The sequence below is a fragment of the Paraburkholderia hiiakae genome (genome assembly GCF_904848665.1).
Taxonomy (GTDB): domain Bacteria; phylum Pseudomonadota; class Gammaproteobacteria; order Burkholderiales; family Burkholderiaceae; genus Paraburkholderia; species Paraburkholderia hiiakae.
In genome coordinates this window covers 1-25521 of sequence record NZ_CAJHCQ010000031.1, presented here as the reverse complement: position 1 = coordinate 25521, position 25521 = coordinate 1, and the positions used below count along the sequence as shown (strand labels likewise).

Genomic DNA, 25521 nt, shown 5'->3' with positions numbered 1-25521 from the left:
CGCGTTTCGTCGCGCTTCTGTGTGTTTGCCGCGCGGCCAGGGGGCCTATAGTAAACTTCGAATATGGATATTGTACTGTATGCCCTCACCGTGCTCCTGTACGGCGGATTGTGCGCTGCCGACTGGCGCGCGCTGCGCCGCGCGGGCACCGCGCCGCTGCTTGGCAGCGTGCCGCCCGTGCCGGTGACGCTCGGCGCGGGCCTGGGTGGTGACGCCCTGCGTGCGCGGACCTTCGGCCCGCTTTCGCGCGCGCTGCTCTTTGTCGCGCTCGCCGCGCACGGCGTGCTCCTGCACATGACGATTTTCCCAGCCAACGAAATGGTGTTCGGCTTCGCCTTCGCGTTGTCGGCCATGTTCTGGCTCGGCGCCGGCATCTACTGGATCGAGAGCTTTTTCTTTGCGCTCGACGGCCTGCGTCTTTTGCTGCTGCCGCTGGCCGCGGTCGCGTCGATCCTGCCGCTCGTATTCGGCGGGGTGCGCGTGCTGCCCTATGCGGCGGCGCCCATGTTCAAGTTGCACTTCGTCATCGCGAACGTCGCCTATGGGCTCTTTGCGATCGCCGCGTTGCACGCGGTGCTGATGCTCGCTGTCGAGCGCCGGCTACACGCGCTCAAGGGCGCCGGATTCCAGCGCAACGCGAGCAATCGCGGTGGCGGCTGGCTCTCGAACTGGATCGAGACGTTGCCGCCGCTCCTCACGATGGAGAAGCTGCTGTTCCGCCTGATCGGCGCGGGCTTCGTGCTGCTCACGGCCACGCTCGTTTCCGGCATCATGTTCAGCGAGCAGTTGATCGACCGGCCGCTTTCGCTCGATCACAAGACCGTTTTCGCGATTCTTTCGTGGCTGATGTTCGGCGCGCTGCTCACCGCGCGCAAGATTTCCGGCTGGCGCGGACGCGCCGCGCTGCGCTGGGTGATCGCGTCATTCATCGCGTTGCTGCTTGCTTATGTGGGCAGCCGTTTCGTCTTCGAGGTGCTGCTGCACCGCCCCGTGGTTTGAGTCGCTTGAGTCGCGTGTTCCGATGAGACAGATTTTTCTCCTCGTTCTGCTGTTCGTGGTCGGACAGTGGTTCGTCAAGGCGCTGCGCCGTGCGCAGACGCAGTCGCGTCCCGGTGCTCAACCCGGGCAAGGCGCACAGCCGGGGCAGGGCGCCGCGCGCAATGCCAATGGCGGCACGAGCGGCGGCACGAGCGCGAGCGGCAAGGCCGCGCTGCCCGAGCCGATGGTCCGCTGCGCCGAGTGCGGGGTGCATGCACCCCGCAGTGAATCGGTGAATGCCGGCGAGCGCTCGTTTTGCAGTTCCGAGCACGCGCGCGCCTATGACGCGCGCACCACGGCCCAGGATCGTCCCGCACGATGAGCGCTGCTGCATCGCCAGAAATACCAGGATCGCGCGCGTACGAAGTCGACGCGCAAGGCTGGGTGCCGGGCGCGCGCCATCTGCCTTCGCCGAACTTCGAGGCGCGCCCGCAAGGCGCCGTGCCGACGCTCATCGTCGTCCACAACATCAGCCTGCCGCCCAACGTATTCGGCGGCCCCGAGATCGCCGATCTTTTCCTCAACCGCCTCGACTGCGACGCGCATCCGTACTTCGACGCCAACCTGCGCGGCGTGCGCGTCTCGGCGCACTTCGTCATTCATCGCGATGGCGCGCTCGAGCAATTCGTCTCGTGCGACGAGCGCGCCTGGCACGCGGGCGCATCGAGCTTCTTCGGGCGCGAGCGCTGTAACGATTTCGCCATCGGCATCGAGCTGGAAGGCAGCGATACGACGGCATTCGAGGCGGCGCAATACGCCACGCTCGCGGCGCTCGTGAAGGCGCTCGTCGCGCACTATCCGATCGAGGCGCTGGCCGGCCACTCGGACATCGCTCCTGGGCGCAAAACCGATCCCGGCCCACACTTCGACTGGGCACGCCTCAAACACGATACGCAGCTCGCCGATGCTCGCTTCCCCTATATCCAGGGGCGCGATGCGCAGAACGCGGCTTCGTGACGCGTTTGAACGCAGGCTAATCGCTCTCCGGCTGCACAAGAAATAAGCACGTCTCGCGCGCAAACGCAGGGTCTTTGCGCGCGCCTCGCAGACCACTCGAAAGCGCGTTGGCCGGTAAGGCCCGCGCTGCTTGGCTTGCGGTCTTGTCAAGATAGGACCAGCAAAAAAAGCCGTTTGATCGTCTTGTTTCTTCCACTATACTTTGTACCCGAAACAAGGCTTCACACCATATGTTGTGTTGTACCGCGGCGCCCCGCTTCACGAGCAAGGCGCCGCGCGCGTTACCAGCATAGAAAAAACAGAAACTTTGTACGGTGCCGTCGGCCGAGAGAACCGGCGCACCGGCTGTAATCGAGAGAGAAGGTACAGCCAATGATCGCGACATCCACGATGAAGACCGAAGCAGTCCGTGATTCATCTGCCTTGTCGCATCCGGCAGCCTCGCCAGGCTGGACTTTTTTCTCCGCCCGATCGATCGCGCACACGGGGGCGCGGCGTCGGCGTCCGTACTAATCCGCGAACTCTCTTCGCACCTTTCCAGGACCCAGGAGCTTTGCACATGCAAACGACCGATAACGTCTCGACCCGGTATGAAAGCGCGAGCGCCGCGCACACGCTGGGTGGCCAAACGCACGACGGCCAGACGAGCGCGCAGCAGTTCGCCGACCACAAGGTGATTCGCCGCAACGGTAGCGTGGTGTCATTCGAACCTTCGAAAGTCGCGATCGCGATGACGAAGGCCTTCCTCGCCGTGAATGGCGGCCAGGGCGCGGCGTCGGCCCGCGTTCGCGAGCTCGTCGAGCAGCTCACGCAGAACGTCGTGCGCGCACTCGTGCGCAGCCGTCCTAACGGCGGCACGTTCCATATCGAAGACATCCAGGATCAGGTCGAACTCGCGCTGATGCGCGGTGGCGAGCACAACGTCGCGCGCGCCTATGTTCTGTATCGCGAGAAGCGCAACCAGGAGCGCGCGCACGCGCCGGAGACGGCAGCGCCCGCAGCGCCTGGCATCAACGTCACGGACAACGGCGTGACGCGCCCGCTCGACATGCAAGGTCTGCGCGCGCTGATCGTGTCGTCGTGCGAAGGTCTCGGCGACGCGGTCAACGCTGACCCGATCGTCGCGGAAACGGTGAAGAATCTGTACGACGGCGTGCCGATGACCCAGGTCTACGACTCGGCCATCCTCGCTGCGCGCACGATGATCGAAAAGGACCCGGCGTATAGCCAGGCGACCTCGCGCATCCTGCTGCACACGATCCGTCGCGAAATTCTCGAAGAGGAAGTGACGCAAGCCGAAATGGCCGTGCGTTATGCGGACTACTTCCCGCAGTTCATCAAGCGCGGCGTCGAAGCGGGCCTGCTCGACGACAAGCTTCAGCAGTTCGACCTGAAGCGCCTCGGCAACGCGCTCGACGCGAGCCGCGACCTGCAGTTCGGCTACCTCGGCCTGCAGACGCTGTATGACCGCTACTTCCTGCACGTCGGCGGCACGCGCATCGAAATGCCGCAGGCATTCTTTATGCGCGTCGCGATGGGCCTCTCGCTCAACGAGATCGACCGCGAAGCGCGCGCGATCGAGTTCTACAACGTGCTCTCGTCGTTCGACTTCATGTCGTCCACGCCCACGCTGTTCAACTCGGGCACGCACCGCTCGCAGCTCTCGTCGTGCTACCTCACGACGGTTGCCGACGACCTCGACGGCATCTACGAAGCGCTCAAGGACAATGCGCTGCTCTCGAAGTTTGCCGGCGGTCTGGGCAATGACTGGACGCGCGTGCGCGCGCTCGGTTCGCACATCAAGGGCACCAACGGCAAGTCGCAAGGCGTGGTTCCGTTCCTGAAGGTGGTCAACGACACGGCAGTCGCCGTGAACCAGGGCGGCAAGCGCAAGGGCGCGGTGTGCGCATACCTGGAATCGTGGCACCTCGACATCGAAGAGTTCCTCGAGCTGCGCAAGAACACCGGCGACGACCGCCGCCGCACCCACGACATGAACACGGCGAACTGGATTCCCGACCTGTTCATGAAGCGCGTGATGGAAGGCGGCGACTGGACGCTCTTCTCGCCCTCGACCTGCCCGGATCTGCACGACAAGTTCGGCGCCGAATTCGAACAGGCTTACACGGCTTACGAAGAGAAGGTCGCGCGCGGCGAGATCAAGCTGTTCAAGAAGCTGCCGGCCGCGCAACTGTGGCGCAAGATGCTCGGCATGCTGTTCGAAACGGGTCATCCGTGGATCACGTTCAAGGATCCGTGCAACATCCGTTCGCCGCAGCAGCACGTGGGCGTCGTCCACTCGTCAAACCTGTGCACGGAAATCACGCTGAACACGAGCGACAGCGAAATCGCCGTGTGTAACCTGGGTTCGGTGAACCTGGTCGCGCACATGGTCGAACAGGCCGACGGCACGTTCGCGCTCGACCACGACAAGCTCAAGCGCACCATCAGCGTGGCGATGCGCATGCTCGACAACGTCATCGACATCAACTACTACGCGGTGTCGAAGGCGCGTAACTCGAACCTGAAGCACCGTCCGGTGGGCATGGGCATCATGGGCTTCCAGGACTGCCTGCACGTTCTGCGCACGCCGTTTGCTTCGCAAGAAGCCGTGGAGTTCGCCGACCGCTCGATGGAAGCCGTCTGCTACTACGCGTACTGGGCGTCGACGGAGCTGGCAGCCGAGCGCGGCCGCTACTCGACCTACCGCGGCTCGTTGTGGGATCGCGGCATCCTCCCGCAAGACACGCTCAAGCTGCTGGCCGAAGCACGTGGCGGCTACGTCGAAGTCGACTCGAGCGAGTCGATGGACTGGACGTCGCTGCGCGAGCGCATCGCAGAGCACGGCATGCGCAATTCGAACTGCATCGCGATCGCACCGACCGCGACCATCTCGAACATCATCGGCGTGTCGCCGTGCATCGAGCCGACGTTCCAGAACCTCTACGTGAAGTCGAACCTCTCGGGCGAATTCACGGTGGTGAACGACTACCTCGTTCGCGACCTGAAGTCGCGCGGCCTGTGGGACGAAGTCATGGTCGCCGACCTGAAGTACTTCGACGGCATGCTCTCGCGCATCGACCGCGTGCCGGCTGATCTACGCGCTGTGTATGCAACGGCGTTCGAAGTCGATCCGACGTGGCTCGTCGAAGCCGCTTCGCGTCGTCAGAAGTGGATCGACCAGGCGCAGTCGCTGAACATCTTCATGGCGGGCGCTTCGGGCAAGAAGCTCGACGAGATCTACAAGCTTGCCTGGGTGCGCGGTCTGAAGACCACGTACTACCTGCGCACGATGGCGGCGACGCACGTCGAGAAGTCGACGGTTGCGCACGGCGCGCTCAACGCCGTGCCGACGGGCGGCGAAGGTGGCGGCAATGCAGGTGGCGCGTTCGGCGGCGCATCGGGTGGCGCATTCGGCGGTGCAGCAGGGTCGACCACGATGCAGGCGGCGCCGGAAGCTGCAGTCGAAGCCGCGCCGGAAGCAGATGGTCCGGTGTGCATGATGCGTCCGGGCGATCCTGGCTTCGAAGAGTGCGAGGCTTGCCAGTAAAGCTGGCTGCGCATGATGCGTGCGGTGCAACGCCGCGCGCATCATGCGAGGACCGAAGCATCGGTAGTCAACAGTAGCAAGTCGTAGCGAGATGTAACAACGAAAGAGGCGCGCGCAATGCGCGCCGACTCTCCCGGCAACTCGCACCCCGCGTGTTGCAGTACGCGAAAGAGGCAACAGGAAGGAATCCCTGGAGTTTCGCGCAGGGACAAGACTTAAGGCCGCGCGAGCTTCTAGCGCCGCGCGCGGCAAGCAGTGAGCGGCGAGTGAAAACGCACTCGCAGCGCGAGCGAAAAGCGCGCGGCGAACACCGTCTTTCACACACGCTCTCGATGTCGCGAAGACCTTCGAAGCACATCGCACATGCGAAGTGAGCACGACGAAGCAGTGCTCTCTACGCAGTGCTCATGCGACGCAATCGACACGATGCGATAACAAAGTGTTGTATCGAGGTCGCAACGCGAATCGAAAACAGGATTTTTCGTGTGCGAACCCTTTTATCGCTCACGAAAAGATGGTACAAACCGATCTAAATTGATGGTGACATTTATGCTCAACTGGGATGACGAGATCACGGCCGTAACTCCGTCGAGCGGTGCGCAGCAAAACGCAATGCGCAACCCCGCGGGTCAGGCTGTCCAGGCTGCCGAGGTGCAGTTTGGTCTGCGTTCCGCTCCTCAGGCTTCCACGGCGACCAACATCTTCGCCAGCGACTTCGCCGTCGCACCGCCGCCGCAAGCGCCGGTCTCGACCGAAGCGCGCGTGAATGTCGCCGACAAGCGCATCATCAACGGCCAGACCGACGTGAATCAGTTGGTCCCGTTCAAGTACAAGTGGGCTTGGGAAAAATACCTCGCGGGCTGCGCGAACCACTGGATGCCGCAGGAAATCAACATGTCCCGCGACATCGCCCTGTGGAAGGACCCGAACGGTCTGACCGAGGACGAGCGCCGTATCGTCAAGCGTAACCTCGGTTTCTTCGTGACGGCCGACTCGCTCGCCGCGAACAACATCGTGCTCGGCACCTACCGGCACATCACGGCGCCCGAATGCCGCCAGTTCCTGCTGCGCCAGGCGTTCGAAGAGGCGATCCACACGCACGCCTATCAATACATCGTCGAGTCGCTGGGTCTGGACGAGAGCGAGATCTTCAACGCGTACCACGAGGTCAAGTCGATCCGCGACAAGGACGAGTTCCTGATCCCGTTCATCCAGACGCTGACCGATCCCGCGTTCAAGACCGGCACGCTCGAAGCCGACCAGAACCTGCTCAAGTCGCTCATCGTGTTCGCCTGCATCATGGAAGGCCTGTTCTTCTATGTGGGCTTCACGCAAATTCTGGCGCTCGGCCGCCAGAACAAGATGACCGGCGCCGCGGAGCAGTACCAATACATCCTGCGCGACGAGTCGATGCACTGCAACTTCGGCATCGACCTCATCAACCAGATCAAGCTTGAAAACCCGCACCTGTGGACCCCGGCGTTCCGTGCGGAGATCACCGAACTGTTCAAGCATGCGGTCGACCTCGAGTACCGCTACGCCGAGGACACCATGCCTCGCGGCGTGCTTGGTCTGAACGCATCGATGTTCAAGAGCTATCTGCGCTTCATCTGCAACCGCCGTTGCCAGCAGATCGGTCTCGATCAACTGTTCCCGAACGAAGAGAATCCGTTCCCGTGGATGAGCGAGATGATCGACTTGAAGAAGGAACGCAACTTCTTCGAGACGCGCGTGATCGAATATCAGACGGGCGGTGCGCTGTCCTGGGAGTAACCCGGGCGCACTGCGGTGCAAGTCTATTGGGGTTGCCGGAGGCGGCGCGCGAGCCGCCTCGACCGGCATGATGATTAGGAGCAGGAACGCCTGATGCAAAGCATGCCCGGAGCCAGGTTGGCTCATCGACGTGACAGGCACTTTGCGAACCCTTCAGAGGGATGGGCAAACTTCCCCCCGGAAAAGCGCGCTGGCTATGTAGTCGCCGCTTTCAACGAACGTTGCCCGGTGTCGGTAGCCGACGCCGGAATGACTTGGCGCGCTGTGCCTCGTGGCACGGCGCGCCTTACCGCATTCATTAGCGTAAGCGCGCGGGATCAGCGTACGCCGATGAATAGCCCGCTTCGCAGCGTGCGCCGTGAGAAGCGTTCGCGGGAAGCGGGTTTTGACGAAGGGTGTAGTTTGAACTGACTCTCATCTGAACCTGAAGGAGAAAAAAAATGGCTACTGCCAAGAAGAAACCGGCGGCTAAGAAGGCCGCAGTGAAGAAGGTTGCAGCGAAGAAGGCAGCTCCGGCGAAGAAGGCCGCAGCGAAGAAGGTCGCGGTCAAGAAGGTCGCAGCCAAGAAAGTCGCCGTGAAGAAGGTTGCTGCAAAGAAGGCAGCACCGGCGAAGAAGGCCGCAGCGAAGAAGGTTGCAGCCAAGAAAGTCGCCGTGAAGAAGGTTGCTGCGAAGAAGGCAGCACCGGCGAAGAAGGCCGCAGCGAAGAAGGTTGCAGCCAAGAAAGTCGCCGTGAAGAAGGTTGCTGCGAAGAAGGCAGCGCCGGCGAAGAAGGCCGCGGCCAAGAAGGTTGCTGCGAAGAAGGTTGCTGCCAAGAAGGCGCCTGCGAAGAAGGCTGCTGCCAAGAAGGCTGCGCCTGCGAAGAAGGCTGCCGCCAAGAAGGCTGCCAAGAAGGCGCCTGCGAAGGCCGCTGCCGCACCTGCTGCCCCTGCTGCGCAACCGTCCGCGCCCGCAGCAACGGTCAAGACTGCCCTGAATCCGGCCGCAGCATGGCCGTTCCCGACCGGCAGCCGTCCGTAAGCAGTCCGAGACGAAGCGCGCAGGCTACATCGTTCGCGCGCTTCGTTGGCCGGGCCGGGCGGCATGGAGCGCCAGGCTCGATCCCAATCCCGTCGCTGGGTTGTCCGCGGCGGGATTTTTTTCGTCTGGACTTCGTAATAATTGACGTTGGGGGTGCGAGGGCACGCTCATGCCGCGCGCGCGGGCATGAAAAAAGGCGCATGCACAGGGGAGCACATGCGCCTGAGGTTCCGCATCCGGTGCGAGGCGCCGCAGCGGTACAGGGGAAAGCTTTAGTGCGTGACGCGCGTCACGCCGCCGCTCGAGAGCAGCCGCACGCGGTCGCCCGCGTTGAAGACTTCGCCGGTCGCCGTTTGCGTGATGGCTCGGTAGTCGCCGTTGTCGAGGCGCACGGTGATCTCGAGGCCGTCGCGCATGGCGACGCCGTTCTCGACTGCGTTGCCTGCCACGGCGCCCGCAATGCCGCCAATGATGCCGGTGACGATCGAGCCCGTGCCACCGCCGATCTGACTGCCGGCCACCGCGCCGAGCGCGCCGCCGCCGATCGCGCCAAGGCCGCTAGGCTGGCCGTTGTTCGAGCTGATCTTCACCGCGCGCACGCTTTCGATCGTGGCCATGCGCACCGTTTGCTCGCGCTGCGCCTGCGAGGCCGTGTACACATCGGCGGAACTGCTGTTATAGGCGCAGCCCGACATCGCGAGCGACCCCGCGATCATGGCTGCAACAATCAGACGACTTGTTATTTTCATTCCCGTAGCTCCAATGGGCGCCGTTCGTGTGCGGCGCCCGCGTTCAGTTCGGCAGTTCGTAGCCGAATGCCTCCTTGAACCGTTCGTTGATCTGCGCCCGCGTGGGCGCATAGTTCTGCGGACCGAGATGTTCGATCTTGAGCGCGCCCATCAGGCTCGCGAGACGCCCCGTGGTTGCCCAGTCGAGGCCGTTCTCGATGCCGTAGAGCAGGCCGCCGCGGAAAGCGTCGCCGCAACCGGTCGGGTCGAGCACCTGAGCGGCCTTGACCGGAGGAATCTCCTCGATCTTGCCGCCGTGGTAGATCTGCGAGCCGTGCTCGCCGCGCGTGATGATCAGCGCGTCGACATGGCTGGCGATTTCGTCGAACGACCAGCCGGTGCGATGGCTGACAAGGTTTGCTTCGTAGTCGTTGACCGCTACGTAGGTCGCAAGTTCAATTGCGCGGCGCAAAGACGCACCGTCGAAGAGCGGCAGACCCTGACCCGGATCAAAGATAAACGGCACACCGGCCTTCGCGAACTGCTCGACGTGCTGAACCATGCCGTCGAAGCCGTCGGGCGCGACGATGCCGAGCTTGATGCCGGGCGCTTCGTCGGCGCGGTTCAAATGCGATTGCATCATCGCACCCGGGTGGAACGCGGTGATCTGGTTGTTCTCGAGGTCGGTCGTGATCATCGCCTGCGCGGACCAGGTATCGTCCAGCACACGCACGTGCGCCTTCGAGAGGCCTAGCGTGTCGAGGCGTTCGAGATAGGGGCGCGCATCGGCGGCGCCGAGTGTCGCCATGATGCGCGCGTCGCCGCCGAGCAGATGCAGCGAGTACGCGATGTTGCCGGCACAGCCGCCGAACTCGCGGCGCATCGTCGGCACGAGAAAGCTCACGTTCAGGATGTGCACCTGCTCGGGCAGGATGTGCTCCCGAAAGCGACCTTCGAAGGTCATGATGTTGTCGTAGGCGAGCGAGCCGCAGATCAGCGTAGCCAAGGCGGGAATTCCTGTAGGGCGTGGTAGGAGAAGGGGCGGCGCACCGGCCTGCGAATCGGTTGGGAAAGCGGGCTCTGAGCGTGTGCGCCGCCGCCGGATTACTTCAGCGCGGCGAGTGCGGCGTCGTAGTTCGGTTCGTTCTTGATTTCGCTCACACGCTCGGCGTGCAGGACGTTGTCGTTCTCGTCGAGCACGACGACGGCGCGCGCGGTCAGGCCGGTGAGCGGGCCGCTCGTCACGTCGACGCCATAGGCCTGCGCGAAGTCATGGCCGCGGAAGGTCGAGGCCGTGACGACGTTGGCGATGCCTTCGGTCGTGCAAAAGCGCGCTGCGGCGAACGGCAGGTCGCCCGAGATCACGACAACAGCCGTGTTGCTCAGGCCGGCCGCGGCTTCGTTGAACTTGCGCGTGGAGGTGGCGCAGGTCGGCGTGTCGAGGCTCGGCACGATGTTCAGCACTTTGCGCTTGCCGGCGAAATCGGCGAGCGAGACAGGCTTCAGATCCTTGCCGACGAGCGAGAACGCCGGGGCCTTCTGGCCGGCACTCGGGAAGGTGCCGGCGACGTCGATCGGGTTACCGCCTAGCGTGACTTGACTCATGATGTGCTCTCCGGGAATGCATGTTGTGGTGAATGGCGCGCCCGCGCGAAGCGGGGCGCCGGGAAATGCGCGGGGCACGCCAGTGCGCCCGCGCACAGACGGAAAATCAGGGGTAGAAAATTTCGATACGGAAGTTCGACGCCACCACGTCACCCGTCTCGAGCCGCACGATCATGGTCTGCGTGGTGCGTGCGGGCAGACCGGCTTCGATGGGCGTGCCGGGCGTGACGTAGTCCTGCGGCCACAGCACGCGCCGCACGACGATGTTGTTCTGCCGGTCGAGCAGCGAGAGCTCGATGGCTGGGTACGCGAGCGCCACGTTGAAGCGGTTGCGCAGCGGCACCCTCAGTTCGAGGTGATGCGGCTCGTTGTCGACCTGGCGCAGATCGGACGGCTCGACCAACAGGCCGTCGATGTCGCGCGGCGGCAGCACGCGGCAGCCGAGTTGCTCGCACGCCTGCTGATAGAGCGGCTGCGAGTCGGGCCAGTAGACCATGACCGTTTCGCGCTGCCACCACGCGAGCTGCACGACGAGCAGCGCGAGCAACAGGATGGCAATGAGCGTGCCGAGAATGCGCCAGACGAGACCGCGCGAGCCGCGCGGGCGGGCCGGCGCTTCGCGGGTGACGGCGAATGGCGAGGTGCCGTCGTTGGGCGAGAGCGCGCTGAACGCGGGCTCGGGCGCGGCTTCGCGAGTGCGAGGGCCGAGCGCGGGTTCCGGGTCGTTCATGTGGGCCGCAGCCGATGCTTCGTTGGCCGAAAAGGTCGGCTCGGTCGGGCCGCTCGTGTCCAGGTTCGGCTCGCTGCGCGTCCAGCGCGCGGCGGGTGGGAAGGGCTCGGCGGCTGCAGGTTGCTCGGGCGTTGGCGCCGGTGCAGCGGCTGGAGTTGCCGCGGGCGCTGCTGGTGTCGCCGGCGCGTGCGGCCCATCGTGGGGCGTGCGCCGAAGCGTCGGCTCGTCGTCAAAAATGATCCGCGACTCGACTCCGCGTGTGACACCAGGCGTGGCGCCAGGGGCAATGCTTGCCCCTGGTAGTTTGTCGGCGTTGTATTTCAGGCTCGAATCGAGCTGGCCGTCCTGGGGCGGCGCCCACGGGTCCCAGGTGCGATTCGTGAAATTGGGTGTGGCGCTCAGCTGCGGAGGGGGCTCCTGCGACGGCGCCGCTGCTGCAGGCTGAGTCGCCTGACCACGCTGAACATCAGGCTGCTGAGAAGTGCGCTGTGACGCCGACTGTGAATCGGGTTGTGAAGCAGGTTGTGAAGCAGGCTGCGCAGCAAAGTGTGAAGCAGGCTCCGATGGCGCCGACGTCAGACTGGCCGCGATCTCGGCAGCAACGGGCACGGCGCGCGTGAAGTCGCCGCCTTCGGACATCTCGTACAAACTGCCCGACGCATCGAACGCTTCCTGACAATGTCCGCAACGCACGAGGCCGCGCCGCACGGCGAGCTGCGTGGGCTGGATGCGGAATACAGTTTCACAGAAGGGGCAGCGCGTTGCCAGAAGCATGTGAGCCGATGATCTGGGTAGACCGGAGGATTGGTGATACCCGCATTCTACTGGCAATCCACAACAGTCTACGACTTCGGCCATGCCGCTCGGGGCGCGATCAGGCTCGCGCGAGCCTGATCGGAACGAAAAGAAATTACGCGCGCCGCGTGCCCGCGAGGCAGACCCAGCCTTCGTGTTCGCGCCAGACCGAGATGTCGATCCACTGCGCGTACACCTGCGCGACTTCCTCTGCCTGGCGCGCGAGGATGCCCGAAAGTGCGATGCGTCCGCCCGGCTTCACGCGCGAGGAGAGCATCGAGGCCATCAGCTTGAGCGGATTCGAAAGAATGTTGGCGACGACGATGTCGAACTCGCCGGCGGGGCAATCGTCGGGCAGGCCGTACGTGACCTCCGCACGGTTGCGCTCGCTGTTATGACGCGCGGACTCGACCGCCTGCGGGTCGATGTCGATGCCGATCACCGGATTCGCACCGCACTTCTTCGCGAGGATCGCGAGGATGCCCGAGCCGCAGCCGTAGTCGAGCAGCGAATTGCCGGGCTGCACGTGCTGTTCGAGCCATTCCATGCACAAACGCGTGGTGGGATGGCTGCCCGTGCCGAATGCGAGGCCCGGGTCCAGTTCGAGCACTAGCGCGTTCGGGTCCGGGGCATCGTGCCACGACGGCACGACCCAGATGCGCTGGCCGATCTGGATCGGGTCGAACTGCGATTGCGTCAAACGCACCCAGTCCTGCTCCTCGACTTCGCGCAGCGAGAACTTTGGCGCTTCAGTGAGGCCTACCTCGTTCGAAGCGGCCGCGAGCAGCACGGCGGGATCCTGATCGGCGGCGATCAGCGCAATCACGCGCGAATGCTGCCACGCGGTGCGATCGGGGGTGAGGCCCGGTTCGCCGAAGAGCGGTTGCTCGTCGGGCGTGTCGGCGTCGGCGTCTTCCACCGACACCGAGAGGGCGCCAAGCTCGATCAGCGCGTCGGACAGTGCCTCTGCGCGATTGCGATCCAGCTCGACGATCAGTTCCCGGTAGCTCATGAATTACGCTTCGTCCTTCTTCACTGCCTGACGTTCGGCCAGACGGCTTTCGAGGTAGTGAATGCTCGTGCCGCCCTCGACGAACTTCGCGTCGAGCATCAGTTCGCGGTGCAGCGGGATGTTGGTCTGAATGCCTTCGACCACCATTTCCGAGAGCGCGATGCGCATGCGTTGAATGGCCTGCTCGCGCGTGGCGCCGTAGGTGATCAGCTTGCCGATCATCGAATCATAGTTCGGCGGCACGAAATAGCCATTGTAGGCATGCGAGTCGACGCGCACGCCAGGGCCACCCGGCATGTGCCACGACGTGAGACGGCCCGGCGACGGCGTGAACTTGAACGGATCTTCGGCGTTGATACGGCACTCGATCGCGTGGCCCTTCAGCTGAATGTCGCGCTGACGGAACAAGAGCTTCTCGCCCGCGGCAATGCGGATCTGTTCCTGCACGATGTCGATGCCGGTGATCAGCTCGGTGACCGGATGCTCGACCTGCACGCGCGTGTTCATCTCGATGAAGTAGAACTCGCCGTTCTCATAGAGGAATTCGAACGTGCCCGCGCCGAGGTAGCCCATCTTCTTGCACGCGTCGGCGCAACGGTCGCCGATACGATCGAGCAGGCGGCGCGCGATGCCCGGCGCCGGCGCTTCCTCGATCACCTTCTGGTGACGGCGCTGCATGGAGCAGTCGCGCTCGCCGAGCCATACGGCGTTCTTGAACGAGTCCGCGAGAATCTGGATCTCGATGTGACGCGGGTTCTCGAGATACTTCTCCATGTAGACCTGCGGGTTGCCGAACGCACGGCCGGCTTCCTCGCGGGTCATGTTGACCGCGTTCACGAGCGCCGCTTCCGTGTGCACGACGCGCATGCCGCGCCCGCCGCCGCCGCCCGCCGCCTTGATGATGACGGGGTAGCCGATCGCGCGCGCGATCTTCACGATTTCCTTCGGATCATCGGGCAGTGCGCCTTCCGAGCCCGGCACGCAGGGCACGCCGGTCTTGATCATGGTCTGCTTCGCCGTGACCTTGTCGCCCATCATGCGGATCGTTTCCGGGCGCGGGCCGATGAACGTGAAGCCCGACTGTTCCACGCGTTCGGCGAAGTCGGCGTTCTCGGAGAGGAAGCCGTAGCCGGGGTGGATCGCTTCTGCGTCGGTGACTTCTGCCGCGCTGATGAGCGCCGGCATGTTCAGGTAGCTCAGGTTCGAAGGCGCCGGGCCGATGCAGACCGCCTCGTCGGCGAGCTTCACGTACTTGGCTTCCTTGTCGGCTTCCGAATAGACGACGACCGTCTTGACGCCGAGTTCGCGGCACGCGCGCTGAATGCGGAGCGCGATTTCGCCACGGTTGGCAATGAGGATTTTTTCAAACATGGTGGGTATTCGACTCATCAAAGGGCGTCGCAAGTCATGTGTGCGGACGCCTCAGAGGATCGGTCGCGTACGTCGCCGTCATGAGGCGCCAAACGCGACAAACGCGGCGCGGCCAAAAAGAAAGCCGCCGCCGCGCGCAGAAAAGCTTAGGCGATCACGTAGAGCGGCTGGCCGTATTCGACTGCCTGGCCGTTCTCGACGAGGATTTCCTTGACCACGCCGGCTGCGTCCGACTCGATCTCGTTGAGCAGCTTCATCGCTTCGATGATGCAAAGCGTCTGGCCTTCCTTGACCGTGTCGCCAACCTGGACGAACGGGTCGGCGCCCGGCGACGGTGCGCGGTAGAACGTGCCCACCATCGGCGAGGTCACGACGTGACCTTGCGGCACGGCGGGCGCGGCGGGGGCCGCTGCTGCGGCGTCGCCGACGTGGGCGGGAGCGGCGAGCGGCGCGCCCATGATCGGTGCCCCGTATTGCGCGGGGCCAGGCTGCACGTAAACCGGCGGCGCGTTCTTGACGATGCGCACCTTGCCTTCACCCTCGGTCACTTCGAGCTCCGAGATGCCCGATTCGGAGACGAGGTCGATCAGAGTCTTCAGCTTACGTAGATCCATGGTGCAGCCCCTTTTACTTTGAATACGTGAAGTGCCGGGGCGCGCGCGTCCCGACACGGGTTGTTGTTCAGGTATTGACGGTCATCCGGCGCGGGAATCAGGCCGCCGACCGGGCAGCGAGCCGGTCGAGCGCGTATTCGAGCGCGTAGAGATAACCCTTCCAGCCGAGGCCGCAAATCACACCTTCGGCCTGGTCGGAGAAATACGAATGGTGCCGGAAGGACTCACGGCGATGCACGTTCGACAAGTGAATCTCGACGAACGGGATGCCGACGCCTGCCAGCGCATCCCTGATCGCGACGCTCGTATGCGTGTACGCGGCCGGGTTGATCAGGATGAAGTCGGTCTGCTCGGTGCGGGCCGACTGAATGCGGTCGACCAACGCGCCTTCGTGGTTGCTCTGGAAGGTCGCGAGTTCGACGCCGGCGTCCGCCGCGCGGTCCGAGAGCGCCTGATCGATCTGTGGCAGCGTCACGCGCCCGTACACCTCCGGTTCCCGGGTGCCGAGAAGATTGAGGTTGGGGCCGTGCAGAACCAACAGTCGCGTCATGGTCGCTTCTTTTTCCGTGGAATTGCGCGAACTTTAGCGCCGATTAGAGAAATTTGTCTAGTTTTCCGATAAGGGGATATGGCCCTGACTACGCTTCCCGGCGGCGGTCTGGGCCGATCTTCAGTCAAATGACAGGAATTTCACGGCAAAATCCGTGATACGGCGCTTAAGATCTTGTCAGACCTTCTGCTGCGTCAAAGCGCATCGAGCGTGCGTCGAAGCTCGTCCGGCTTGATTTGTCCTAATTTTGTCGCACGAACGGCGCCGTTCGCGTCGATTACCACCGTGTAAGGTAAGCCGCCCGCATTGTTGCCGAACGCGCGCGCGACATCCGCGCCGCCGAAGCCGGCGATGTAGATCGGGTAATCGACGGGTACCTTCTTGAGGAACGTCTTGATGTTCGTCGCCGAATCCACGCCCAAGCCGACGAACTGAATGCCCTTCTTCGCGTATTCACGCTGGAGCGCGGAAAGCTCCGGCATTTCCTCGATGCATGGGCCGCACCACGAGGCCCAGAAGTTGACGACGATTGGCCGGCCCTTGTAGATGGCGAGCGATTGCGCCTTGCCGTCCGGGTTCGTGACCGCCGCCGACCAGAGCTGGCCGACCGCATTCTGCTTGCCGCTCGCCGAGGCTGCACTTACCGAGGCTGCGTCGGCCACGCCAGCGCTGCCGCTCGATGCCCAGTGCCCAGCCAGTATGCCGCCGCCTGCGGCGATTGCCGCCACTGCCACGCCGGCCAGAATCCGCTTCGTATTCATCGCTGCCGTATTCAGGTTGTGGAAGAAGTGGCGCCGCTCTCGTCGATCAGCGCCTGGAGGGCCTGCGCATTGGCGCGCGGCAGCCTGCCACGCGCGTCGGCGCGCACGGCGCCGCGCAAGTCGTCCGTATTGTAGAGCGCAACGTGTATGCCCACCGGCTCCTCGGCGCGTGACGCGCGCCACATGAAGCTGAGCGTTTCCACCAAGCCGCGCGCCGCGAAATGGCGTGTTTCCGACACGTCGTACTGCACGTTCGCATTCAGGAGCCAGATCGCGACATCCTTCGCGTTGTCACAAAAAATCTGCAGATGGATGTCGGAGTGCTCGCCCGCCGTGCCGTTGAGCACCGCACCGGTCAGGAACGGATTGAACGGTTGGAGTCGCTGCATCCATTCGAGCGCGATTTCGCGCAGGCGGCGCAGCACCGCAGGCTGGGTGTCACTCTGAAAGAGCGCCTGATATTCGCGGATCTCTTCCTCGATCTGATCGTTATCGGGCAGCCAGGTGCCTTCGATACGCGTTTCCCCCACCACCTGCCGGGCTGCCTTGCGTTTGGCGGTGGCGTAGTCGAGGCCGTCCTCGGCGATCATCCTTGCTGCCGCGATGGCGATTTCCTCGCGCACGCGCTGGGGATCGAAATGTGATCTGCGAACCATCCTTTAATGATACTAGAGATCGCCCTGGCCTCCCGGCGGCGGCCACTGAGCCGCACCCGCCGCCGAGGTCGCCAGGGGTTTTCCGTCGGGCCTCAGGCCGAGGTCGAGCCAATAGGGCTCGGGGCCTCGGGTACAATACCGGTCTTTGCTGCGGCGGCGCAGGACTGCCGCCATTCCAGCTTCTGCATTCTTCAACCCGATCAATCCGATCGACGCGTTCACGACGCCCGCGCGGCGCGACAGGCTTATGCACATCCATATCCTCGGCATCTGCGGCACGTTCATGGGCGGACTTGCGGTGCTCGCGCGCAGCGCGGGCCACACGGTGACCGGCTGCGACGCCGGCGTGTACCCGCCGATGAGCACCCAGCTCGAAGCGCAGGGCATCCGCCTCATCGAGGGTTACGACGCGAGCCAGACCGAACTCAATCCCGATCTCTACGTGATCGGCAACGTGGTGACGCGCGGCAACCCGCTGATGGAGGAGATTCTCAATCGCGGCCTGCCGTACACGTCGGGTCCGCAGTGGCTCGGCGAGCACGTGCTGCGCGACAAGTGGGTGCTCGCGGTGGCGGGCACGCACGGCAAGACCACCACGAGCTCGATGCTCACGTGGCTGCTCGAAGACGCGGGCCTGAACCCCGGCTTCCTGATCGGCGGCGTGCCGCTGAACTTCGGCGTTTCGGCGCGCTTGACCGATTCGAGCTTCTTCGTCATCGAAGCCGACGAGTACGACACGGCGTTCTTCGACAAGCGCTCGAAGTTCGTCCATTACCGTCCGCGCACGGCGCTGCTCAACAACCTCGAGTTCGATCACGCCGACATCTTCTCCGATCTCGCCGCAATCGAAACGCAGTTCCATCACCTCGTGCGCACGATTCCGGGCGTGGGCCGCGTCGTCACGAATGGCCGTTCGGACGCGCTCGAGCGCGTGCTTACGCGCGGCGTGTGGAGCGACGTGGAGCGCTTCGGCGTGGATGGCGGCTGGCAGGCGCTGCCCGCGGAAGACGGCGCGCCCGTGGACGAGCGATTCGCCGTGTATCACAACAGTGAGCGTGTGGGCGTGGTCGACTGGCAGATCCAGGGCGAACACAACCGCCTGAACGCGCTCGCGGCGATTGCCGCCGCGCGCAGCGTCGGCGTGCCGCCCGCGCAGGCTGCGGCCTCGCTTGCCACGTTCCGCAACGTGAAGCGCCGCATGGAAGTGCGCGGGAGCGTGGACGGCGTGACCGTCTATGACGACTTCGCGCACCATCCCACGGCCATCGAAACGACGATCGCCGGCCTGCGCACACGCGTAGGCCACGAAAACACGCGCATCCTCGCCGTGCTCGAGCCGCGCTCGAACACGATGAAGCTCGGCGTGATGAAGGCACAGTTGCCCGCCAGTCTCGCCGACGCCGATCTCGTGTTCGGCTACGGCGCGCCCAGCGGCAAGGACGCGCTCGGCTGGGATCTCGCTGGCGCGCTCGAGCCGCTCGGTGAGAAGGCCCGCGCGTTCCACGATCTCGAAGCACTCGTGAAGGCGGTCGTTGCGGCCGCGCGCCCCGGCGACCAGGTGCTCGTGATGAGCAACGGCGGCTTCGGCGGCGTGCATCAAAAGCTGCTCGATGCGCTCTCTACACGGAGCGCGGCGTGATCGTCTATCTGCACGGCTTTCGCTCGTCGCCCCAGTCGTTCAAGGCGCGACTGCTGGCGGCGCGCATGGCCGAGCTGGGCCGCAGCGGCGAATGGCTGTGCCCGACGCTGCCGGTTTCACCGCAGGAGGCGATTGCACTCGCCGAGCAGGAGATCGGCGCGCAATTGAAGCCGGGCGAGCGCGTTACGCTCATCGGCAGTTCGCTTGGCGGCTACTTCGCCACGCATCTCGCGGAAAAGCACGGCTGGCGCGCCGCGCTGCTGAACCCCGCCGTGGTGCCCGACCGCGATCTGTCGAAGTATCTGGGCGAGCAGCCGCTCTGGCACGGCGGCGGCAGCATCGTCGTCGAACCGCGCCATCTGGAAGAGCTGCGTGCGCTGGCCGTCGCCCGTGTGACGCAGCCCGCGCGCTACTATTTGATGGCCGCGACCGGCGACGAAGTGCTCGATTACCGCGAGATGCTCGCGCATTATCCGGGTGTGCCCACACACCTGATCGAAGGCAGCGATCATGGCATCAGCGAGTTCGCAGATTACGTCGACGAAGTGATCCGTTTCTGCGACGCCGCTTGATGCGTGCGAACGCCTATATGTATACAGCACCGCCCGCGCGCCGCGCCGGCGGTCGAAGCAAGTCTGAACGAGAGTATTGAGTGAACGTTTTCTTTGAGGAATCGGGCAGTTTCAAGGCCGGCAGTGTGTTGTCGCGTCAGGGCGATGCGTTCCAGGTCGAGCTGCCCGGCGGGCGGCGCGCCAAGGTGCGCGCGAAAGACGTGCTGATCGAGTTCGAGAAGCCGGCAGCGAGCGAACTGCTGGAGCAGGCGGACGCCGCTGCCGAGGAGATCGATCTCGACTTCCTCTGGGAGTGCGCGCCCGCAGAGGAATTCGCGTACACAGCGCTTGCGAGCGAGTATTACGGCGAAACGTACGGCCCTGTCGAGCGCGCGGCGCTCGTGCTGCGCCTGCATGGTTCGCCCGTGTACTTCCGCCGCAAGGGGCGCGGCCAGTATCAGCGCGCGCCCGAAGAGCAGCTCAAGATGGCGCTTGCCTCGCTCGAGCGCAAGCGCCAGCAGGCGCTGGTTCAGGCAGGGTACGAAGAGGAACTGAAGGCCGGCGGACTGCCCGAGGCATTCAAGGGCAAGGCGCTCGGACTCCTCACGAAGCCCGACAAGAATTCCATCGAATACAAGGCGCTCGAAGCGGCGGCCGCCGCGCGCGGCATTTCGATGCCGCGCCTCATGCTCGAATGCGGCGGCGTCGCTTCGCCGCGCGCGCTGCACGAGGCGCGCTTCCTCGCGGACTTCTTCCCGCACGGCACGGGCTTCCCGCCCGTTGAAGTGGGCACGCTGCCCGAGGATCTGCCCGACGCCGCCGAGCACGTGCAGGCCTTCTCGATCGACGACGTCACGACGACCGAAATCGACGACGCGTTTTCCATCGAGCATCTGGCCGACGGCCGCGTGCGCATCGGCATTCACATCGCGGCACCGGCGCTTGGCATCCAGCGCGGCGACACGGCGGATACGATCGCGCGCACGCGCCTTTCGACGGTCTACATGCCCGGCGACAAGATCACGATGCTGCCCGACGATTTTGTCGACGCCTTCACGCTCAAGGAAGGCGGTCTGCGCCCGGCGCTGTCGCTCTACTGCATCGTGAACCGCGAGACGCAGGAGATCGTCGCGACCGAAACACGCGCCGAGCGCGTATTCGTGAAGAGCAATCTGCGCCACAACACGCTCGACGAGGTCGTCACCGAAGAAACGCTCGCGGCGGGCACGGGCGAGTATCCGCACAAGGACGACATCGCCGTGCTGTGGCCGTTCGCGCAGGCGCTCTTCGAGAAGCGCCAGCAGGCGCGCGCGGGTTACGGCCTGCGCCGCGAAGTCCAGCGCAACACCGACTTCAACTTCTACGTGGAAGGCGAGCATGTGACCATCTCGCCGCGCCGACGCGGTTCGCCGCTCGACATGATCGTCGCGGAACTGGCGATTCTCGCGAACTCCACGTGGGGCGCCTTCCTGCACGATCATGGCGTACCGGGCATCTATCGTTCGCAGCGTGCGTTCGGCGCGCCGAGCGGCCCCAAGCGCACGCGCATGCAGACCAACGCCGCGCCGCACGAAGGTCTCGGCGTCGCGCAGTATGCGTGGAGCACCTCGCCGCTGCGCCGCTATGTGGACCTCGTGAACCAGTGGCAGTTGCTCGCGTGCGTGGAGCATGGTGTCGCCGCCAAGCTCGTCGCGCCGTTCAAGCCCAAGGACGCCGATCTGTTCGCCGTCGTGCAGGGCTTCGACGAGACTTACACCGCCTACGCCGACCATCAGCGCCGCATGGAGTACTTCTGGTGCCTGCGCTGGCTCCAGCAGGAAATGCGCGGTGAGGGCGGCCGCGAGGCGCGCCGCGAATTCCCGGCGAGCGTGGTGAAGGACGACCTCGTGCGCTTTGAAGAAGTGCCCCTGCTTATGCACGTCCTCGCGCTTGGCGTGCACGCGCGTGGTACGCGCCTGATGATGGAGGTGCTGTCGATCGACGAGCTGACCATCGAGGCTTCGGTGCGCATGCTGCGCGTGCTCGACGCGCCCGTCGTGACGAGCGGCGAGCAGGCGGAAGAGGATTCGGGCGAAGACGAAGAGCTGATCGAAGCCGCCGACGAGTCCGCACAAAGCGAAGCGGAAGCCGTCGCGGAAGCGGGCGAAGGCGAAGACGACGCAGCAAGCGATGCGCCCGCGGCAGAAGAACAATCGAGCGAACAGCACGCTACGGAGCCGCGCGAATGAGTGTTAGCGAGTCGAAGCCTGTTGCGCATGCCGACCGCTACGCCGTCGTCGGCAACCCGGTGGCGCACAGCAAGTCGCCGTACATCCACGCGCAGTTTGCGCTGCAAACGGGTGAGCGCGTCGAATACGACCGTCTGCTCGCGCCGCTCGACGGTTTCGTCGAGCACGTGCAGGCGTTTCACGCGGCGGGCGGCCGGGGCCTGAACGTGACCGTACCGTTCAAGCTGGAAGCGCACGCACTGGCGCACAAGCTCTCGCCGCGCGCGGCGGCGGCGGGTGCGGTGAACACGCTGCGCTTCGACGCAGACGGCATCTTCGGCGACAACACCGACGGCTTCGGCCTCGTGCGCGACATCGAGGTGAACCTCGGTGTTTCGCTCGAAGGCGCACGCGTGCTACTGCTCGGCGCGGGCGGCGCGGCGCGCGGCGTCGTGCTGCCGATGCTCGAACGCCGCCCGAGTGAGATCACCATCGTGAACCGCACGGCGCCCAAAGCGCACGCGCTCATCGAGCAGTTCGCAGGCGCGGCGAGTGAGTTTGGTTGTCTGTTGAACGGCGGAGGCCCGCAAGCGGTTGATCCCAAGCCCTACGACGTGATTGTGAACGCGACGGCGGGCAGCCTCGATGCGGCTTTGCCCGAGTGCGACGAACGCGCGTTCGGTACCGGCACGCTTGCCTACGACATGATGTACGGCGCGCAGCCCACCGTGTTCATGCGCCACGCGCAGGCACTCGGCGCGCGCGCGGCTGACGGCCTCGGCATGCTGGTCGAGCAGGCCGCCGAGTCGTTCTTCGTGTGGCGCGGCGTGCGGCCCGAGGGCGCACCGGTGCTGGTGGCATTGCGCGCGCAGTTGGCCGCGCAGGCCACGTAACGCTCAGCGCCTCTCGTACAAAACGGAGACGACGCCATGCGCAGGCAAGCCATCGGTGCGCAAGCCGCGGCGCTCGGCAGCGGCAGCGGGCGGCGCGCGCAGTCGCGAAAACGCCCCGGCGCGCGGCGATGGCTCGCCTGGGGCGTCTGCGTGGTCGCGATTGCGTGGCTTGCCACGCAACTCTTCTACTTCGCGCAAATCGCGCTCTGGAACTTCGTCGATCCGCAAACCACAGCATTCATGCGCACCGACGCCGCGCGTCTTTCCTCCGACCGACCCGATCTTTCAATCCAGCACGAGTGGGTGCCGTACGACCAGATTTCGCGCAACCTCAAGCGCGCGATCATCGCGTCCGAGGACGCGAACTTCGTCAACAACAACGGCTACGAAACCGACGCCATCCTCCAGGCGTGGGAAAAGAACAAGAAGCGCGGCCATATCGTGCGCGGCGGCTCGACCATCACGCAGCAGCTCGCGCGCAACCTGTTCCTCTCGCGCGAGCAAAGCTACATCCGCAAGGGCCAGGAGTTCATCATCACGTGGATGCTGCAGACGCTGCTCGACAAGGAGCGCATCTTCGAGATCTATCTGAATTCGGTGGAGTGGGGCAATGGCGTGTATGGCGCGCAAGCGGCCGCGCGCTACTACTACCGCACGACGGCGGCAAAGCTCACGCCGTGGCAGTCGGCGCGGCTCGCGGTGATGCTGCCGCGTCCCAAGTACTTCGATGAGCATCGCAACTCGGCGTATCTCGCGCAGCGTACGGCAGTGATTGCGCGGCGCATGGGGGCGGCTGAGTTGCCGCATTGAGGCCCGCTGATACGCCCCAACGAAAAACGCGCCGTTTTTTGCGGCGCGTTTTGCTTTCTGGCGAGTGCTCCGATCTTCCGCTTACTGGCGTGCGAGCCGCGCGTTATCCGGCATCGGCATGTTGAAGTTGGTGCGAAACGGATTGATGTCGAGGCCGCCGCGCCGCGTGTAGCGCGCGTAGACGGCGAGCCGGTCCGGTTTGCACTCGCGCAGGATGTCCATGAAGATGCGCTCGGCGCATTGTTCGTGAAAACCCGTGTGATTGCGGTACGAGATGATGTAGCGCAAGAGGCCCGCCTGATCGATCTGCGGCCCGACGTAGTGGATCTGCACGCTGCCCCAGTCGGGCTGGCCCGTCACCGGGCAATTCGACTTGAGCAGGTTCGAAATGAGCGTTTCTTCCACCGGCGCTTCGTCGAAGGCCGCTTTCAGAAGCGTCGGCTCCGGAAGATAGATTTCCGTGTCGAGATCGAGGCGATCGAGCGAGAGGCCTTCGAATTCCTCGAACGGGATCTTGCCGAACGCGCCCGGCTGATCGAGCCTCACCGAAACCGATGCGCCGCAGGCCGCCGTCACGTCGCGTTTGATCGTGTCGCGCACCACGTCGGCGGATTCGAATGGCGTTTGCGCGAACGAGCCCAGATAGAGCTTGAACGACTTCGATTCGATGATGTTCGGCGAATCGGCGGGAATGAAGAACGTGGCGATCGCGATCTGCGGCTTGCCGCGCGCGTTGAGCCAAGAAAGCTCGTAGGCGTTCCAGATATCGCTGCCGAAGAAGGGCAGTCGCGCGCCAATGCCGATCTGCTCGCGCGCGCCGGCGCGAGGGATCGGGAACAGGAGCGAGGCGTCGTATTGCTCGGTGTAGGTGGAGGCCTTGCCGAGCGGAGATTGGTCGGGAGTCATGATGCGTTGGCTTCGGTTGCGAGATTGGTCACGCCGCTTGCCACATGCCCGGTGGCCGTGACCGAGCGCGCGGATTCGCAGTGGCGGATCTGGTCGTCGAAGAAAAAATCGGGTTCGAACTCGCGCAGGAACGGGCCTTTGTCGAGTCCGCCAAGAAACATCGCTTCGTCGATCTCGATGTTCCAGGCCATCAGCGTACGGATTGCGCGCTCGTGCGCCGGCGCCGAGCGCGCGGTGACAAGGGCGGTGCGGATGCGCATTTGCGCGTTCGCGTCGGCGAGCTTCTGCAGACGGTTGAGCGCTGCTAGCAGCGGCTGCAGCGGGCCATGCGCGAGCGGCAGTTCGCGGTTGTCGCGCTCGTGGCTCACGAAGGCGGAAAGGCCCTTGCTCTGGAAGATCTGCTCGGCTTCATCGGAAAACAGCACCGCATCGCCGTCGAACGCAATGCGAATCTCGTGCGCGTTGCGTTCCGCCATTGTCGCCGATTCGGGAAAGACGCGTGCGGCGGGGAAGCCGGCGTCGAGCGCGCTCTTCACGTCGGCCGGGTTCGCGGAAAGGAACAGCGAAGCGTTGAGCGGCTTGAGGTAGTGCCAAGGCTCGCGCCCGCGCGTGAACACGCCGCGCTGGATGTCGAGCCCGTGCTCGCGGCACGAACTGAACGCACGCAGGCCACTGATGGGATCGCTGCGCGAGAGGATCACGACTTCCACGTGATGCGCGCCATTGTTGAGCGCAAGCAGCTTGCGAATGAGCGCGAACGCCACGCCCGGCCGCGCGGGCAAGTTCAGGCGCTCGCGCTGGAGCGCCTCGTAGGCTTGCAGGTTGCCGGCCTCGAACACGTGGTTTTCCTCCTCGAAATCGAAGAGGGCACGCGACGAAATGGCGACGACGAGTTTGTCGGAAAGCGAAACGGACACGATGGCGGCCGGTTACGCGAGGAACAACCGATACGCCGGGTTCTGCGTCTCTTCCCAATGCGGATAACCGAGCGTCGCGAGAAAGCGGCGGAACTCGGCGTCCTCGGCCGCGGGCACCTGGATGCCCACCAGAATCGAGCTGTAGTCGGCGCCCTGGTTGCGGTAGTGAAAGAGGCTGATGTTCCAGTTCGGCGCCATCGACGACAGGAAGCGCATGAGCGCGCCGGGCCGCTCCGGGAACTCGAAGCGGAACAGACGCTCGTCATGCGCGAGTGGCGAGCGGCCGCCCACCATGTAGCGGATATGCTGCTTCGACAGTTCGTCGCCAGTGAGATCGACGCTCGGGAAACCGTGATCGACGAAGGTCTTCGCGATCTGCTGCGACTCGCCGCGGTTGCGGATCTGCACCCCCACGAAGATGTGCGCGCGCTCGGCATCG

General features: G+C 64.5%; 24 protein-coding genes and 1 pseudogene. 12 read left to right on the top strand and 13 right to left on the bottom strand.

All coding sequences use genetic code 11. The features are described 5' to 3' along the window. Positions 1-63 precede the first annotated feature (63 nt). The 7 genes from JMY28_RS35820 (at position 64) to JMY28_RS35795 (ending at position 8337) form a co-directional block, all read left to right on the top strand. Positions 64-999 carry a cytochrome C assembly family protein gene (locus tag JMY28_RS35820; RefSeq protein WP_201700618.1) on the top strand — a complete coding sequence of 312 codons (936 nt, stop codon included), beginning with the start codon at positions 64-66 and terminating at the stop codon, positions 997-999. Positions 1000-1021: 22 nt separating this feature from the next. Then, entirely contained in the window at positions 1022-1360 is a 339-nt protein-coding gene (locus JMY28_RS35815; RefSeq protein ID WP_201700617.1) for a PP0621 family protein, read from the top strand. Beyond that, a complete protein-coding gene (gene ampD / locus JMY28_RS35810) occupies positions 1357-1995 on the top strand; it encodes a 1,6-anhydro-N-acetylmuramyl-L-alanine amidase AmpD (RefSeq protein ID WP_201700616.1) in 639 nt (212 codons plus the stop codon). Before JMY28_RS35815 ends, ampD begins: the two co-directional genes overlap by 4 nt. 559 nt (positions 1996-2554) lie before the next feature. Then, positions 2555-5545 carry a ribonucleoside-diphosphate reductase subunit alpha gene (locus tag JMY28_RS35805; RefSeq protein WP_201700615.1) on the top strand — a complete coding sequence of 997 codons (2991 nt, stop codon included), beginning with the start codon at positions 2555-2557 and terminating at the stop codon, positions 5543-5545. Between the two features lie 549 nt (positions 5546-6094). Further along, positions 6095-7318, top strand: coding sequence for a ribonucleotide-diphosphate reductase subunit beta (locus JMY28_RS35800; RefSeq protein WP_201700614.1), 1224 nt, complete (start codon positions 6095-6097; stop codon positions 7316-7318). 93 nt (positions 7319-7411) lie between these two features. Continuing rightward, positions 7412-7729 (top strand): hypothetical protein, encoded by a 318-nt coding sequence (locus tag JMY28_RS39205; protein WP_236597197.1) that lies wholly within the window; start codon positions 7412-7414, stop codon positions 7727-7729. A gap of 29 nt (positions 7730-7758) precedes the next feature. Beyond that, positions 7759-8337, top strand: a complete 579-nt coding sequence (locus JMY28_RS35795; RefSeq protein WP_069268515.1) for a histone H1-like DNA-binding protein — start codon at positions 7759-7761, stop codon at positions 8335-8337. Between the two features lie 272 nt (positions 8338-8609). Here the strand turns inward: JMY28_RS35795 and JMY28_RS35790 are convergent, their stop codons facing one another. The 10 genes from JMY28_RS35790 to JMY28_RS35745 all read right to left on the bottom strand — a co-directional run bounded on the left by JMY28_RS35790 (position 8610) and on the right by JMY28_RS35745 (position 17159). Then, positions 8610-9086 carry an outer membrane lipoprotein gene (locus tag JMY28_RS35790; protein ID WP_201700613.1) on the bottom strand — a complete coding sequence of 159 codons (477 nt, stop codon included), beginning with the start codon at positions 9084-9086 and terminating at the stop codon, positions 8610-8612. 43 nt (positions 9087-9129) lie between these two features. Further along, positions 9130-10071 carry a carbohydrate kinase family protein gene (locus JMY28_RS35785; RefSeq protein WP_201700612.1) on the bottom strand — a complete coding sequence of 314 codons (942 nt, stop codon included), beginning with the start codon at positions 10069-10071 and terminating at the stop codon, positions 9130-9132. Between the two features lie 98 nt (positions 10072-10169). Beyond that, positions 10170-10670, bottom strand: coding sequence for a thiol peroxidase (gene tpx / locus JMY28_RS35780; RefSeq protein ID WP_201700611.1), 501 nt, complete (start codon positions 10668-10670; stop codon positions 10170-10172). Positions 10671-10776: 106 nt separating this feature from the next. After that, entirely contained in the window at positions 10777-12174 is a 1398-nt protein-coding gene (locus JMY28_RS35775; protein ID WP_201700610.1) for a zinc-ribbon and DUF3426 domain-containing protein, read from the bottom strand. 136 nt (positions 12175-12310) lie between these two features. Further along, entirely contained in the window at positions 12311-13207 is an 897-nt protein-coding gene (gene prmA / locus JMY28_RS35770; RefSeq protein ID WP_201700609.1) for a 50S ribosomal protein L11 methyltransferase, read from the bottom strand. Positions 13208-13210: 3 nt separating this feature from the next. Further along, positions 13211-14578 carry an acetyl-CoA carboxylase biotin carboxylase subunit gene (gene accC / locus JMY28_RS35765; protein ID WP_201700608.1) on the bottom strand — a complete coding sequence of 456 codons (1368 nt, stop codon included), beginning with the start codon at positions 14576-14578 and terminating at the stop codon, positions 13211-13213. 146 nt (positions 14579-14724) lie between these two features. Next, a complete protein-coding gene (accB, locus tag JMY28_RS35760; protein ID WP_201700607.1) occupies positions 14725-15192 on the bottom strand; it encodes an acetyl-CoA carboxylase biotin carboxyl carrier protein in 468 nt (155 codons plus the stop codon). A gap of 97 nt (positions 15193-15289) precedes the next feature. Next, the gene (aroQ, locus tag JMY28_RS35755; protein ID WP_042270394.1) at positions 15290-15742 is read right to left on the bottom strand and encodes a type II 3-dehydroquinate dehydratase; all 453 of its coding nucleotides are present in this window, start codon (positions 15740-15742) and stop codon (positions 15290-15292) included. A 194-nt stretch (positions 15743-15936) separates the two neighbouring features. Further along, positions 15937-16503: a TlpA family protein disulfide reductase gene (locus tag JMY28_RS35750; RefSeq protein WP_201700606.1), complete on the bottom strand. Its 567-nt coding sequence runs from the start codon at positions 16501-16503 to the stop codon at positions 15937-15939. 11 nt (positions 16504-16514) lie between these two features. After that, the gene (locus JMY28_RS35745) at positions 16515-17159 is read right to left on the bottom strand and encodes a UDP-N-acetylmuramate--alanine ligase (RefSeq protein WP_201700605.1); all 645 of its coding nucleotides are present in this window, start codon (positions 17157-17159) and stop codon (positions 16515-16517) included. Positions 17160-17406: 247 nt separating this feature from the next. Between JMY28_RS35745 and mpl the strand changes: the two genes are divergently transcribed. The 5 genes from mpl to mtgA all read left to right on the top strand — a co-directional run bounded on the left by mpl (position 17407) and on the right by mtgA (position 23259). Continuing rightward, positions 17407-18798 (top strand): UDP-N-acetylmuramate:L-alanyl-gamma-D-glutamyl-meso-diaminopimelate ligase, encoded by a 1392-nt coding sequence (mpl, locus tag JMY28_RS35740; RefSeq protein WP_201700604.1) that lies wholly within the window; start codon positions 17407-17409, stop codon positions 18796-18798. After that, the gene (locus tag JMY28_RS35735) at positions 18795-19370 is read left to right on the top strand and encodes a YqiA/YcfP family alpha/beta fold hydrolase (RefSeq protein ID WP_201700603.1); all 576 of its coding nucleotides are present in this window, start codon (positions 18795-18797) and stop codon (positions 19368-19370) included. The genes mpl and JMY28_RS35735 overlap by 4 nt, the downstream gene beginning before the upstream one ends. An 80-nt stretch (positions 19371-19450) precedes the next feature. Then, on the top strand, positions 19451-21577 hold the full coding sequence (locus JMY28_RS35730; RefSeq protein ID WP_201700602.1) for a ribonuclease catalytic domain-containing protein: 2127 nt from the start codon (positions 19451-19453) through the stop codon (positions 21575-21577). Continuing rightward, entirely contained in the window at positions 21574-22449 is an 876-nt protein-coding gene (gene aroE, locus JMY28_RS35725) for a shikimate dehydrogenase (RefSeq protein ID WP_201700601.1), read from the top strand. The genes JMY28_RS35730 and aroE overlap by 4 nt, the downstream gene beginning before the upstream one ends. Positions 22450-22485: 36 nt before the next feature. Then, positions 22486-23259: a monofunctional biosynthetic peptidoglycan transglycosylase gene (gene mtgA / locus JMY28_RS35720; RefSeq protein WP_201700600.1), complete on the top strand. Its 774-nt coding sequence runs from the start codon at positions 22486-22488 to the stop codon at positions 23257-23259. 81 nt (positions 23260-23340) lie between these two features. Here mtgA and queF read toward each other — a convergent pair whose 3' ends face one another. The 3 genes and pseudogenes from queF to JMY28_RS35705 all read right to left on the bottom strand — a co-directional run. Beyond that, positions 23341-24165, bottom strand: a complete 825-nt coding sequence (gene queF / locus JMY28_RS35715; RefSeq protein ID WP_201700599.1) for an NADPH-dependent 7-cyano-7-deazaguanine reductase QueF — start codon at positions 24163-24165, stop codon at positions 23341-23343. Further along, positions 24162-25082: a 5'-nucleotidase gene (locus JMY28_RS35710; protein WP_201700598.1), complete on the bottom strand. Its 921-nt coding sequence runs from the start codon at positions 25080-25082 to the stop codon at positions 24162-24164. Before JMY28_RS35710 ends, queF begins: the two co-directional genes overlap by 4 nt. A 12-nt stretch (positions 25083-25094) precedes the next feature. Continuing rightward, a pseudogene (locus JMY28_RS35705) lies at positions 25095-25521 on the bottom strand (threonine ammonia-lyase, biosynthetic); the annotation flags it as partial.